Source organism: Bradyrhizobium sp. Ken51 (genome assembly GCF_055807435.1).
Genome location: NZ_JBVVPB010000013.1, coordinates 1 through 13,712 on the forward strand (window position 1 = coordinate 1; position 13,712 = coordinate 13,712).

Consider the following 13,712-nt stretch of genomic DNA (forward strand, 5'->3'; position numbering starts at 1 on the left):
GATGCTGCCCGCGTCCACCGCAGCTCACCCCACGTTTCGTGACGATCGCGATACGCCCCTCTGACCGGGGTGAGGTGGCGACAAGATGCGAGAAATCAGAATTTCTGTAAAGGCGAATATTTTCGCGCGAGCGGATTGACCCGTCGTTTGGGTGTTTTGCTCGACAGGCGACGCAAGGTCTTGTAGCCCGGATGGAGCGAAGCGTAATCCCGGCCCCTGTCTCCGCGGAAGAATCCCGGATTGCGCTTCGCTCCATCCGGGCTACGGGACTCGCGGCGGCGTGATGAGGGCTTGGTGATCCTGCGCGGGATATCGTAGAAGCGATCCGAACAGGAGAGTCTAAACAGGAGACTTGGGCGTGATGTTGGGCGACACGAACGTTCGGGCTGGCCAGTGCCATTGCGGCACCGTGCGTTTCGAGGCCACGCTCAGCGACGGCTTCAATTCGATCCGCCGCTGCACCTGCTCCTACTGCCGCATGCGCGGCGCCGTCGTCGTCATGGCGGAGATGGGCGGCATCAAGTTCCTCCAGGGCGAGGATGTGCTCACAAGCTACCGCTTCCATACCGCATCAGCGCAGCACTTCTTCTGCTCCCGCTGCGGAATCTACACGCACCATCAGCGACGATCCGACCAATCTCTCTATGCCGTCAACGTCGCCTGCCTGGACGGGGTGAGCCCATTCGATTTCACCGAGGTGCCGGTCATGGATGGCATCAATCACACCAACGACACTGGTCAGCCGACGCGGCGGGCCGGCACGCTCCGCTTCATTCCGGCTGACTGAAGGCGGGGTTGCCTAGCTCAGCCGCGCGGCGACCGCGGAGTCCTGCGCTTGACGGCATGCCGGCGCGGCGAGCGTGTCACGCGGGGGCGCAGGCGGGTTACGGCGGCTTCACGGCGCGGCTTGGCCTGGACTGGGCCGCGGGCGAGATCCATCAGCATGCGCAGCGCCTCGACCACAGAGCGCTGACGCACGGCGGTGCGGCCGATGGCGCCAAAGCGATGCTCGCGGTGAACGATACGTCCGTCGCGCGCGGCGGCAGCGAAGTGGACGAGGCCCACCGGCTTGCCCGGCGTGGCGCCGCCGGGTCCGGCAATGCCGGTGATGGCGACCGCAAGATCAACGCCGGCACGCTCCAGCGCGCCGACCGCCATCGCGGTCGCGGTCTCCTTGCTGACGGCGCCGAAGTTGGTGAGCGTGTTTGCCTCGACCCCTAACATCGCGCGCTTGGCGTCGTTGGAATAGGTGACGAAGCCGCGATCGATGACGTCGGACGAACCGGGGATGTCGGTCAGCGCGCCGGCAACCAGGCCGCCGGTGCAGGATTCGGCGGTCGCGATCGTCAGCTTGCGCATCCGGCACAAATCGAGCAGCGAGCGGGAGAGTGCGCGTGCGTCGCTGCCGGCCATGGCCTAGACACTCCAGGGCAGGCGGATGGTGGCGCTCGCGGTGGCCGCGACGCCTTCCTCGCGGCCGGTGAACCCGAGCCGCTCGCTGGTGGTCGCCTTGACCGCTACGCGGGAGATGTCGACGCCGGAAATCTCGGCGATGCGCGCGCGCATGGTGTCGCGCAAGGGACCGATCTTTGGCCGCTCGCAGATCATGGTGACCTCGAGATTGGCGATGCGGCCGCCGCGCTGGGTGACGCGCTCGATGGCGTATTGCAAAAACTGGTCGGAGGAAGCGCCCTTCCACTTCGCGTCACTCGGCGGAAAGTGCGATCCGATGTCGCCGTCGGCGAGCGCGCCGAGGATGGCGTCGACCAGCGCATGCAGGCCGACATCGCCGTCGGAATGGGCCAGGAAGCCCTTGGTGTGCGGCACGCGCACGCCGCAGATCATGAGATGGTCGCCTTCGCCGAAGGCGTGCACGTCGTATCCCGTGCCGGTCCTGATGTCGCCGAGCAGGCTCGCCAGCCGCGCTTCCTCGCGCACAAAATCATCGGGAGTGGTGAGCTTCATATTGGCAACATCGCCTTCAAAGGTTGCAACCGTCAATCCCGCCCATTCGGCAATCGCGGCATCGTCGGTGAAATCGCTGCGCCCGTCCTTGGCGGCGCGACGATGCGCTTCGAGGATGACGTCGAAACGAAAGGATTGCGGCGTCTGTGCGATTCGCAGCCGCGCCCGATCCGGCGTGTCCTCGACATTGCCGTTCTCGCCGGTGACCTTGATGGTGTCGGTGACGGGAACAACGGGAATCGCGGCGCCGGTGCGGCTGGCCGCATCGATCGCGCGGGTGATCACGCCTTCGGAAACGAACGGGCGCGCGGCGTCGTGGATCAGGACGATGTCGGGCTTGTGCCTGGCGAGCGCTTCGAGACCCGCTAGCACCGAGGCCTGTCGGGTCGCGCCGCCACTGACCGGCGCCTCGTGGCTGAGCCCTGCGACCGCTGCCGTGAACATGGCGCTGTCGTCGGGGTTCACGACCGGCTGAACCGCGAACACGTCCGCATGACGGCTGAAGGCCTCCATGGCGCGATAGATCACCGGCACGCCGCCGATCTCGCGATATTGCTTGGGGCCACCGGCGCCTGCGCGCAGGCCGCGTCCGGCCGCAACGAGGACGACTGCGGTGCGCTGTGATTTCGCCATAGGACTCAAATACTCATTTGGTGATGAAGAGAGTCGGGGTGTGGGGTGATTGCCGCATGCCTCTAGCACGGCAGGCCCGCAAAAAAAGGGGGTTTCCCCGGATTGTGGGAAACAGCATTTTGCTGCACTGCACTTGAAAGATTGGCAGAACTGTCTAAACTGTAGGCATGACGCTTGACTGCACAAGAATTGTGCGCAAGATAGGTCATGGCAGGCGCGATGAGGCGCTGCCAACGTAACGAGACCCCTGTGACCGGCTCGGCAGTATCAGGCTTTAAGCCATTGAAGATAGGCGATATTGACGTCGCCACCCCGGTCTTCCTGGCGCCGATGTCGGGGGTGACTGACTCGCCCGTCCGCCGGCTGGCCGCGGAGTTGGGCGCCGGTCTCGTCGTCTCCGAAATGACGGCCAGCGACGAACTCGCCAGCGGCCATCGGATGTCCCGGTTGCGCTGCGAAGCCACCGGGATCGGTCCGCACGTGGTCCAGCTCGCCGGTTGCGAGGCGCATTGGATGGCGGAGGGCGCCCGGATCGCCGAAGCCGACGGCGCCGACATCATCGACATCAACATGGGCTGTCCGGCCCGTCACGTCACCGGCGGCCAGTCCGGTTCCGCCTTGATGCGCGACCTCGACCACGCCGTCAGCTTGATCGAAGCGACGATCGCGGCGGTGAAGGTGCCGGTGACGCTGAAGATGCGGCTCGGCTGGGACGATCGTACCCGCAACGCGCCGGAACTGGCGCGGCGCGCGCAGGCATCAGGCATCAAGCTCGTCACCGTGCACGGCCGCACCCGCTGCCAGTTCTACAAGGGCGAGGCCGATTGGGATGCGATCCGCGCCGTGCGCGAGGCCATCACCATTCCGCTCGTCGTCAATGGCGATATCACAACTTACGAGAAGGCGCTCGCGGCGTTAGAGGCCTCCGGTGCGGACGCGGTGATGATCGGCCGCGGCGCGCAGGGCCAGCCCTGGCTGCCCGGTGAGATCGGCCGCCGCCTCAAGGGTGGGGCGGCGGAAGCCACGCCGTCGCTCGAGACGCAGCTGCATTATGTTCGCACGCTTTATGAAGGCGTCTGCGCGCTCTACGGCCTGCGCGTCGGACTGCGGCACGCGCGAAAACATCTGGGCTGGGCCCTCGACGTCGCCGCCGATGTGAGCCGTGCGCCGGCCGAGAAGCTGAAATCCTGGCGCCAGAAAATCCTCACCTCGGAGGATCCGCGCCTTGTCCACCGGTCACTGCAAGATGCCTTCGACGACTTCGCATGGAGCGCCGCTGCATGAGCTCAGTTGCTGAACATCGTCGGCCGTTTCCGTCCGACAGCGATGCCATCCTGGACGCACTGCCCAATCCCATGCTCATGATCGGGCCGGACGGCAAGATCGTCGCCGCCAACATCGCAACCGAGGCCTTCTTCGATATCTCGACGCAGTTTTTGAAGCGGCAGTCGCTGAAAGAGCTGGTGCCGTTCGGCAGCCCGTTGCTGGCGCTGATCGACCAGGTGCGTTCGTCGAACGCGCCGGTCAACGAGTACAAGGTCGATCTGGGCACGCCACGCATGGGCGGAGACCGCCAGGTCGATCTGCACGTTGCCCCCGTCACGGAACGGCCCGGCCATATCGTGGTGATGCTGCAAGAGCGCTCCATCGCCGACAAGATGGACCGCCAGCTCACCCATCGCAGCGCCGCGCGCTCCGTGATCGCGCTCGCCGCGATGCTGGCGCATGAGATCAAGAACCCGCTCTCCGGCATCCGCGGCGCGGCGCAGCTCCTGGAGCAGCAGGCCTCCTCGGAAGACCGCATGCTGACGCGGCTGATCTGCGACGAGGCCGACCGCATCGTGACGCTGGTCGACCGCATGGAGGTGTTCGGCGACGAGCGCCCCGTGGTGCGCGGCCCCGTCAACATCCATTCGGTGCTCGATCACGTCAAACGGCTGGCGCAGTCCGGCTTTGCCCGCAACATCCGCTTCGTCGAGGACTACGATCCCTCGCTGCCGCCGGTGCTGGCGAACCAGGACCAGCTCATCCAGGTGTTCCTCAATCTCGTGAAGAACGCCGCCGAAGCGCTGATCGACGTTCCCGACGGCGAAATCCAGCTCACCACCGCGTTCCGCCCCGGCGTGCGCCTGTCAGTCCCCGGTCAAAAATCCCGTGTATCCCTGCCGCTCGAATTCTGCGTGAAGGACAACGGACCAGGCGTGCCGGACGATCTTCTACCCAACCTGTTCGATCCCTTCGTCACCACCAAGCAGACCGGCTCGGGTCTGGGCCTCGCGTTGGTCGCAAAGATCATCGGGGATCACGGGGGCATCATCGAATGCGAATCTCAGCCGCGGAAGACCACCTTCCGCGTGCTGATGCCGATGTATTCCACATCGGTGAAACATGCCGATCAAAGCAGTCGCGACGGCTCTGCCGGGAAGTCGTCGTCTGCGTCACAGGGGGCAAAATGAGGATTAACGATGCCCGCAGGTAGCATTCTCGTTGCTGATGACGACACCGCCATCCGCACGGTTCTGAACCAGGCACTATCCCGCGCCGGCTACGAAGTGCGGCTGACCGGCAATGCCGCGACGCTGTGGCGCTGGGTCAGCCAGGGGGAGGGCGATCTCGTCATCACCGACGTGGTGATGCCCGACGAGAACGCGTTCGACCTGTTGCCGCGGATCAAGAAGATGCGGCCGAATTTGCCCGTCATCGTCATGAGCGCGCAAAACACCTTCATGACGGCGATCCGCGCCTCCGAGCGCGGCGCCTATGAATATCTGCCGAAGCCCTTCGACCTGAAGGAGCTGATCGCCATCGTCGGCCGCGCGTTGGCCGAGCCGAAGGAGCGGGTCTCGACGCCGAACGAGGACGCCGAGATGGAGGCGATCCCGCTGGTCGGCCGCTCGCCGGCGATGCAGGAAATCTATCGCGTGCTGGCGCGGTTGATGCAGACCGACCTCACCGTGATGATCACGGGCGAGTCCGGTACAGGCAAGGAGCTGGTGGCGCGCGCGTTGCACGACTACGGCAAGCGCCGCAACGGCCCGTTCGTCGCGGTCAACATGGCGGCGATCCCGCGCGACCTGATCGAGTCGGAACTGTTCGGCCATGAGCGCGGCGCCTTTACCGGCGCCAACACCCGCGCCTCCGGCCGGTTCGAGCAGGCCGAGGGCGGCACGCTGTTCCTGGACGAGATCGGCGACATGCCGATGGAGGCCCAGACCCGCCTGCTGCGCGTGCTTCAGCAGGGCGAATACACCACGGTCGGCGGCCGCACCCCGATCAAGACCGACGTGCGCATCGTCGCGGCCTCCAACAAGGATCTGCGCGTCCTGATCCAGCAGGGCCTGTTCCGCGAAGATCTGTTCTTCCGCCTCAACGTGGTGCCGCTGCGGCTGCCGCCCTTGCGCGAGCGCATCGAGGATCTGCCCGATCTGATCCGTCATTTCTTCGCGCTCGCCGAGAAGGACGGACTGCCGCCGAAAAAGCTCGACACGCTGGCGCTGGAGCGGATGAAGCAGCACCGCTGGCCGGGCAACGTGCGCGAGCTCGAGAACCTCGCCCGCCGCCTCGCGGCGCTCTATCCGCAGGACGTGATCACCGGCTCCGTCATCGACGGCGAGCTGGCGCCACCCACGGTCAGCCCGGGTGCCGCAGTCCAGCATGGCGTCGACAATCTCGGCGGCGCCGTGGAAGCGTATCTCTCCTCGCACTTCCAGGGCTTCCCGAACGGCGTGCCGCCGCCGGGCCTCTATCACCGCATCCTGAAGGAGATCGAGGTGCCGCTGCTCACGGCCGCGCTTGCCGCCACCCGCGGCAACCAGATCCGCGCGGCCGATCTGCTCGGCCTCAACCGCAACACGCTGCGGAAGAAGATCCGGGATCTCGATATCCAGGTGTATCGGAGCGGGGGCTAGCCTTCGCCGCAACGGACGGTGGCTCAGCTCCCCCTACCAAGCGGAGCTGAGCCTGTCCGGATCGCGCTGGCCGTTGTGGCTGACGCGGTGAGCAGAAGTCCCGATCGGACCGAAATGTTCCGCCGGAACATTCAAATGGTGATTTCAGCCGCGGGACGCGGCCTCACACCTATCTGACAAATCGGCCTGCTACCTGTATCGCGCTGGCGACGTTCGCATTGGGCTCGTGCACCCCGAGACCATTGACCAGCAGATCCGCCGCCACGATCAGCAGCAGCACGGCCGACACCATCATTGCGAGAAAGAATTTGTGCATGGTGGTCAAGCCGCCGGGGCCGAAATCCGTTCCCGTCCTCCGGCATATCGCTGTGGATGCGCGGGTCGGTCGCGGCGGAGGCGCCGCGGAATTGTCGCAATTCGGCAACAATGTGGTACGAATACATCAGTATCCGCCCGCCGCGGACCCCGTTTTCAGCACCCATTGCCGGAATGACCAGCGCAGACACCTCGGCCGCATCCTTTGACACGGCCCCAGCAGAAGAGCCCCGGCGTTGGTCGGCGCGACGCTGGCTGGCGCCGTTCGCCGTGGCCCTGGCCCTGCTGTCGGCCTTGCTCACCTTCCTGGTCCTGACCGGCCTCACCAGCATCGAACTGACGCCGCAAGTTGTCCGTTCGTTCTATCTGAGCAACGCAGCCACCATCCTGCTGCTGGTCGGCATCATCATCCGCGAGCTCTGGCAGTTGATCCTGGCGCGCCGGCGGGGCAGGGCGGCGGCGCGCCTCCATGTCCAGATCGTCAGCCTGTTCTCGATCGTGGCGGTGCTGCCGGCGGTGCTGGTCGCCGTCGTCGCCAACGTCACCATCGAGCGCGGCCTCGACCGCCTGTTCTCCGGCCCGACCAAGGAGGTGATCCAGAATTCGCTGACGATTGCGCGGGCCTACATGCAGGACCACGCGCAGCTGATCCGGGGCGACATTCTCGGCATGGCCAACGACATCGCCCACGCGCGGCCGCTCTACGACCAGGATCGCCGCTCTTTTCGCGAATTGCTGACGTCCAGCGCCGCCTCCCGCAACCTGCCGGGCGCGATGATCATCGACAAGAACACCAACATTCTCGAATCCGCCGACACCGGCATGCGGCTGGCCTATTCGCCGCCGGCGCCGGACTTCCTCAGCAACGTCAACGAAGCCGAGCCCGAGATCGCGGTGCTGCCCGATGCGAGCTTCGTCGCCGCGGTGGTCCGCTTGCGCGCCTTCAGCGACACCTTCCTGTATGTCGCGCGGCCGCTCGATCCCAACGTGGTCCAGCAGCTCAAGCAGACCGAGGTCAGCGTCGCCGAATATGCCCAGATCGAGTCGCGCCGGCTCGGCATCCAGGTCGCGTTCGCGCTAATGTTCGCGGTGATCGCGCTGACCATCCTGATGGCGTCGGTACTGATCGGCCTCAACTTCGCCAACTCGCTGGTCTCGCCGATCCGGCGGCTAATGAATGCGGCCCAGACGGTCTCGACCGGCGATCTCCATGTGAAAGTGCCGGTGCACCAGTCGGAAGGCGACCTCGCCCAGCTGGGTGAAACCTTCAACAAGATGACGGAGGAGTTGCGCAGCCAGCGTGACGAGCTCGTCAACGCCAGCGACCTCATCGACAGCCGCCGCCGCTTCATCGAGGCGGTGCTGTCGTCCGCGAGCGCCGGCATCATCGGCGTGGATAATTCAGGCAGCGTCGGCATTCTCAACCGTTCCGCCGAAAAGCTGATCGGGCACTCCGAAGCCGAGACGCTCGGCCATCCGCTCTCCGATGTGCTGCCCGAGCTCGAAGAGATGATGAAGACAGCGCGGGAAGGGACCCAGCGCCTGGTGCAGGGGCAGATCACGATCACGCGTGATGGGCAGGAACGCAATCTGTCGGTCCGCGTCAGCGCCGAGAAGACCAGCCAGCCGCACGACAGCTACATCATCACGCTCGACGACATCACCGAACTGGTCTCGGCGCAACGCACCTCGGCCTGGGGCGACGTCGCGCGCCGCATCGCGCATGAGATCAAGAACCCGCTGACCCCGATCCAGCTCTCCGCCGAGCGTATTCGCCGCAAATTCGGCAAGGACATTACCGAGGGCAAGGACAAGCAGATCTTCGAACAGTGCACCGACACCATCGTCCGCCAGGTCGACGATATCCGCCGCATGGTCGACGAGTTCTCCCGCTTTGCGCGGATGCCGAAGCCGGTGATGGAAGGTGAGGACGTCGCCGACACAGTGCGGCAGGCGGTGTTCCTGATGAAGGTCGCTCACCCCGAGATCGATATCGAGGCCGAGTTTAGGGAAGACCCGCTGCGCGCCCAGTTCGACCGGCGGCTGATCTCGCAGGCCGTCACCAACATCGTCAAGAACGCCACCGAGGCGATCGAGCAGGTCCCCCTCGAGGAGCTCGGCAAGGGCCGGATCGACGTCGTGGTCTCGCGCGAGGGCGAGGACGTGCTGATCGACGTCGTCGACAACGGCATCGGCCTGCCCAAGGTGGCGCGCTCGCGCCTTCTCGAGCCCTATGTGACGACACGCGCCAAGGGCACCGGCCTTGGGCTCGCGATCGTCGGTCGCGTGCTGGAAGACCATGGCGGGCGCATCGAACTGAAGGATGCCTCGGACTTCCGCGAGGGCCAGCGTGGCGCCTGGATGCGGATGCGTTTTGCGATCTCCGGGGCTCCCGCGAAAAGCGAGGGGGCCGAACCGTCGGCCGCGGCAACGGCCAGGCCGGAAATCGGCGAAACGGCCACACAATCCGTCAAGGATCCGGAAACAAAGCAGGCGGCCGCCGAAACCAAAGAGCCGGCTGAAAAGACCAATGATTCAACGAAGATCGAAGCCTCAACAGGCAGCTGAGAAAACAGGCGCGACCCATGGCAAGTGAAATTCTGATTGTCGATGATGAGGCCGATATTCGGGATCTCGTTGCGGGCATCCTCGAAGACGAGGGCTTCGTGACCCGGACCGCGCGCGACAGCGATACGGCGCTCGCTGAGATCGCCAACCGCAGGCCGCATCTGGTGTTCCTGGACATCTGGCTGCAGGGCTCCAAGCTCGACGGCTTGCAGCTCTTGGAGCAGGTCAAGAAGGACAACCCAGATCTGCCGGTCGTGATGATCTCCGGCCACGGCAACATCGAGACCGCGGTCGCCGCGATCAAGCGTGGCGCCTACGACTTCATTGAGAAGCCGTTCAAGACCGACCGGCTGATCCTGGTCGCGAACCGTGCATTGGAGAACTCGCGGCTCAAGCGCGAGGTCAAGGAGCTGAAGCAGCTCGCGCCGAGCGCAAGCTCGCTGGTCGGCCGCTCGCCCAGCATGAACCAGCTGCGCCAGACCATCGAGCGTGCGGCCAAGGCCAACAGCCGCATCCTGATCGTCGGCCCCGCAGGCGCCGGCAAGGAACTGACCGCCCGCACGTTGCACACAGCCTCGGGCCGCGCCGACGGCCCCTTCGTCGTCATCAACGCCGCTGCGATCACGCCCGAGCGGATGGAGCACGAGCTGTTCGGCATCGAGCAATCCAACGGCGAGCACGCGCGCAAGCCCGGCGCGCTCGAAGAGGCCCATGGCGGCACGTTGTTCATCGACGAGATCGCGGACATGCCGCGCGAGACCCAGAACAAGATCTTGCGCGTGCTGGTCGAGCAGTCGTTCCAGCGCGTCGGCGGCAACGGCAAGGTGCAGGTCGACGTGCGCATCATCTCCTCCACCGCGCGCAACCTGGAAGAGGAGATCGCGGCCGGCCATTTCCGCGAGGACCTCTATCACCGGCTCTCGGTGGTGCCGATCCGTGTACCCGCGCTGTCGGAGCGGCGTGAGGACATTCCGGAATTGATCGACTACTTCATGGAGCAGATCTCGGCGGGCAGCGGCCTGCCCAAGCGGCAGATCGGGCAGGACGCGATGGCGGTGCTGCAGTCGCATGTCTGGCCGGGCAATGTGCGCCAGCTCCGTAACAACGTTGAGAGAGTCATGATTCTGGCCGCGGGCGGGCCGGAGGTCATCATCACTGCCGACATGTTGCCGCAGGACGTTGGCTCCATGGTGCCGGCGATGCCGACCAGCAACAATGGCGAGCACATCATGGGCCTGCCGCTGCGCGAAGCGCGCGAAGTGTTCGAGCGCGACTATTTGATTGCACAGATCAGCCGCTTTTCAGGAAATATTTCTCGCACGGCCGAGTTTGTTGGCATGGAACGGTCGGCGTTGCATCGGAAATTGAAGGCGCTGGGCGTCGGCTAAGGCCGCGACGTCGCGGGGATAGGTGAGGAAAATCATCGATTTCCGTAGTTTTTCGGGGCAATACGGCATGGCCTGCCGCGTGAAGCGGCTTGCCTAATAAGCCCACCTGTCCTCTAATTGAACCGCTGTCCCTCCGAGGGGGATCTCATGAGGGACGGCAACCGGACGAGGACCCCGAATTTTCAAAAGAGGGCCGCAACCGGCGCAATAAAAAGAAACTCAAAGCGAGAAAAAAACAATGGCGGCAGACCGCGCACAAAACCTGCAGGACACCTTCCTAAATCACGTTCGCAAAACCAAAACGCCACTGACGATCTTTCTGGTCAACGGAGTGAAGCTCCAGGGCATCGTGACCTGGTTCGACAATTTCTGTTTGCTGCTTCGGCGCGACGGTCACTCGCAGCTCGTCTACAAGCATGCGATCTCGACCATCATGCCGGGCGCTCCGATCCAGCTGTTCGAAGGCGGCGAGGATCAGCCGGCTTGAGAGTGATCTGATTGGAACCCCGGAATTTCGACGGGGATGCCGACCGTCCGCGGTCGGCAAGGGATAAGCAGACGGGGCGGGTGCTTGTCATCGGTCCCTATTTGCGGGTGCGCGCAGGCGGTGCCGACGCGCAATCGGAAACTCATGTCCTGCGTGACGCGGAGGCCCGGCTCGACGAAGCCGCCGGCCTCGCGCGCGCGATCGATCTCGTCGTTGCCGACGCCATCATCACGCCGATCAGCCAGATCCGTCCCGCGACCTATATCGGCAAGGGTAAGGTCGAAGAGATCGCCGCGCTCGCCAAGAGCCTCGACGTCGAGCTCGTGGTGATGGATTGCGCGCTTGCGCCGATCCAGCAGCGCAATCTCGAGAAGGAGTTGCAGGCCAAGGTGCTCGACCGCACCGGGCTCATCCTGGAAATCTTCGGACGTCGCGCCAAGACCAAGGAAGGCTCGCTCCAGGTCGAGCTCGCGCATCTCAATTATCAACGTTCGCGCCTGGTGCGCTCATGGACCCATCTCGAACGCCAGCGCGGCGGCTTTGGATTCATGGGCGGCCCCGGCGAGACGCAGATCGAAGCCGACCGCCGCCTGATCCAGGAGCGCATCTCCAAGCTCGAGGGCGAACTGAAGAAAGTGCAGGCCACACGCCGCCTGCATCGCGCAGGCCGCCAGCGCGTGCCGTATCGCGTCGTAGCGCTGGTCGGCTACACCAATGCCGGCAAGTCGACGCTGTTCAACCGCCTGACCCGCGCCGACGTGCAGGCCGCCGACATGCTGTTCGCCACGCTGGATCCGACCCTGCGCGCGCTCACTCTGCCGCATGGCGGCAAGGCGATGCTGTCGGACACCGTCGGCTTCATCTCCAACCTGCCGACACAGCTCGTCGCCGCCTTCCGCGCCACGCTGGAGGAGGTGCTGGAAGCCGACGTCATTCTCCATGTGCGCGACATCTCGCACGACGACGCCGAAGCGCAGCAGAGCGACGTCGACGCCGTGCTGCGCCAGCTCGGCATCAATCCCGATGACTCAGGCCGCATCATCGAAGTCTGGAACAAGATCGACCGTTATGGTCCCGAACAGCGCGAAGAACTTTTGAACATCGCCGCGCGCCGCCCCGAAGATCATCCCGCGATGCTTGTCTCGGCCGTGTCGGGCGAGGGGGTCGACGCACTGCTCGCCGCGATCGAGGAGCGCTTGGCCGCCAAGCGCATCACGCTCGACCTCTCCATCGATGCCTCCGACGGCGCCGGCATCAGCTGGCTGCACCGGAATGCCGAAGTGCTGGCGAAAGAGCTGCACGACGGCCGCTTCGCCATGACAGTACGGGTGGATGAGACCAAGCGGGATATCGTGGTGTCCAGGTTCGATGCCGTGCCGCGACTGTCCGCGTAGACGCCGTCGCCCAGCCAGTGAGTTGAGCCAATTGCTGCCTCAAGCAACGCTGTCGTCCCGGACAAGCGTAAGCGCAGATCCGGGACCCATAACCACAAGCGGTTGGAATTGGCACGCTGGTAGCTCCAGCCGGCTCCTGCAATGTCCATTCGGGGTAATGGGTCCTGGCTTTCGCCAGGACGACGCTTGAGCTAGGAGCGGGCTTGGTTGCTTCTCTCCGCCGCTGGAGCCTTTTGCTCCTCACCCTTCGCCTCGTTCCACAACGCGTCCATCTCCGCGAGCGACGCCTGCTCCAGCGTGCGGCCCTGTGCTTCCAGCGCCCGCTCGATGAACCCAAACCGCCGCTCGAACTTTGCGTTGGTCGCACGCAGCGCGGCTTCCGGATCGGCATCGACATGACGGGCGAGGTTGACCAGCGCGAACATCAGGTCGCCGGTCTCTTCCGCCAGGCCCTCGCCGTCGTTGCGATCAAGTGCGGCCTCGATCTCGTCGGCTTCCTCGCGGATTTTTGCCAGCACCGCGCGCGGATCGTTCCAGTCGAAGCCGACGGTGGAGGCCTTGCGCTGCAGCTCCATGGCGCGCGTCAGGGCGGGCTGGCCAGCCTTCACCTCTGACAGCAGCGATTTGTGGGACGGCGCTTCCTGGGGCGGCCGGCGCGCGGCGCGCTCGGCTTTCTCCTCGGCCTTGATGCGATCCCAGACGTCCTTGACGTGGGAGGAGGCGAGCTTGCCGTCCTTGTCGGCGAAAACGTGAGGATGGCGCCGGATCATCTTGCGGGTGATGGCCTCGACGACATCTCCAAACGCGAACGCGTTCTGCTCCGAGGCCATCTGGGCGTGGAAGACGACCTGGAGCAGCAGGTCGCCGAGCTCCTCGCAGAGGTCGTCGAGATCGCCGCGGCTGATGGCCTCGACCACCTCATAGGCTTCCTCGATCGTATAGGGCGCGATGGTCGCAAAATTCTGCTCGAGGTCCCAGGGGCAGCCGGTCACCGGCGTGCGCAGCGCCGCCATGATCTCGATCAGGCGGGAAATGTCGCGGGAAGGGGTCATTG

General features: G+C 65.0%; 12 protein-coding genes. 8 read left to right on the forward strand and 4 right to left on the reverse strand.

Annotation, left to right across the window (positions count from 1 at the left end):
• The first annotated feature begins 361 nt into the window (after positions 1-361).
• Positions 362-787, forward strand: coding sequence for a GFA family protein (locus tag AC0L27_RS21660; RefSeq protein WP_354210319.1), 426 nt, complete (start codon positions 362-364; stop codon positions 785-787).
• A 17-nt stretch (positions 788-804) separates the two neighbouring features.
• Here the strand turns inward: AC0L27_RS21660 and AC0L27_RS21665 are convergent, their stop codons facing one another.
• Together AC0L27_RS21665 and AC0L27_RS21670 are read right to left on the reverse strand one after the other, a co-directional pair.
• Positions 805-1,413, reverse strand: coding sequence for a CinA family protein (locus AC0L27_RS21665; RefSeq protein ID WP_354210318.1), 609 nt, complete (start codon positions 1,411-1,413; stop codon positions 805-807).
• A 3-nt stretch (positions 1,414-1,416) separates the two neighbouring features.
• Positions 1,417-2,598 carry a bifunctional 2-C-methyl-D-erythritol 4-phosphate cytidylyltransferase/2-C-methyl-D-erythritol 2,4-cyclodiphosphate synthase gene (locus tag AC0L27_RS21670; protein ID WP_354210317.1) on the reverse strand — a complete coding sequence of 394 codons (1,182 nt, stop codon included), beginning with the start codon at positions 2,596-2,598 and terminating at the stop codon, positions 1,417-1,419.
• Between the two features lie 282 nt (positions 2,599-2,880).
• Here AC0L27_RS21670 and dusB point away from each other — a divergent pair, with 282 nt between their 5' ends.
• The 3 genes from dusB to ntrC are packed head-to-tail and all read left to right on the forward strand — an operon-like array spanning position 2,881 to position 6,506.
• Positions 2,881-3,882 carry a tRNA dihydrouridine synthase DusB gene (gene dusB, locus AC0L27_RS21675; RefSeq protein ID WP_473320287.1) on the forward strand — a complete coding sequence of 334 codons (1,002 nt, stop codon included), beginning with the start codon at positions 2,881-2,883 and terminating at the stop codon, positions 3,880-3,882.
• A complete protein-coding gene (locus AC0L27_RS21680; RefSeq protein WP_354059548.1) occupies positions 3,879-5,054 on the forward strand; it encodes a two-component system sensor histidine kinase NtrB in 1,176 nt (391 codons plus the stop codon). The genes dusB and AC0L27_RS21680 overlap by 4 nt, the downstream gene beginning before the upstream one ends.
• Positions 5,055-5,063: 9 nt before the next feature.
• Positions 5,064-6,506 (forward strand): nitrogen regulation protein NR(I), encoded by a 1,443-nt coding sequence (gene ntrC, locus AC0L27_RS21685; protein ID WP_007610301.1) that lies wholly within the window; start codon positions 5,064-5,066, stop codon positions 6,504-6,506.
• A 169-nt stretch (positions 6,507-6,675) separates the two neighbouring features.
• On the opposite strand, the gene AC0L27_RS21690 is transcribed toward ntrC, so the two are convergent.
• Positions 6,676-6,831, reverse strand: coding sequence for a hypothetical protein (locus AC0L27_RS21690; protein WP_275172662.1), 156 nt, complete (start codon positions 6,829-6,831; stop codon positions 6,676-6,678).
• A gap of 164 nt (positions 6,832-6,995) precedes the next feature.
• On the opposite strand from AC0L27_RS21690, the gene AC0L27_RS21695 reads away from it, so the two are divergent.
• From AC0L27_RS21695 to hflX, 4 genes are all read left to right on the forward strand, one after another.
• Positions 6,996-9,389 (forward strand): sensor histidine kinase, encoded by a 2,394-nt coding sequence (locus tag AC0L27_RS21695; RefSeq protein ID WP_354210316.1) that lies wholly within the window; start codon positions 6,996-6,998, stop codon positions 9,387-9,389.
• A 17-nt stretch (positions 9,390-9,406) separates the two neighbouring features.
• Positions 9,407-10,777, forward strand: a complete 1,371-nt coding sequence (gene ntrX, locus AC0L27_RS21700; RefSeq protein ID WP_007591127.1) for a nitrogen assimilation response regulator NtrX — start codon at positions 9,407-9,409, stop codon at positions 10,775-10,777.
• A 238-nt stretch (positions 10,778-11,015) separates the two neighbouring features.
• A complete protein-coding gene (gene hfq / locus AC0L27_RS21705; protein WP_007591126.1) occupies positions 11,016-11,264 on the forward strand; it encodes an RNA chaperone Hfq in 249 nt (82 codons plus the stop codon).
• An 11-nt stretch (positions 11,265-11,275) separates the two neighbouring features.
• Complete coding sequence (hflX, locus tag AC0L27_RS21710) at positions 11,276-12,658, forward strand: GTPase HflX (protein ID WP_354210315.1); 1,383 nt, start codon at positions 11,276-11,278, stop codon at positions 12,656-12,658.
• A gap of 191 nt (positions 12,659-12,849) precedes the next feature.
• Here the strand turns inward: hflX and mazG are convergent, their stop codons facing one another.
• Positions 12,850-13,710 (reverse strand): nucleoside triphosphate pyrophosphohydrolase, encoded by an 861-nt coding sequence (mazG, locus tag AC0L27_RS21715; RefSeq protein WP_354210314.1) that lies wholly within the window; start codon positions 13,708-13,710, stop codon positions 12,850-12,852.
• Positions 13,711-13,712: the final 2 nt, after the last annotated feature.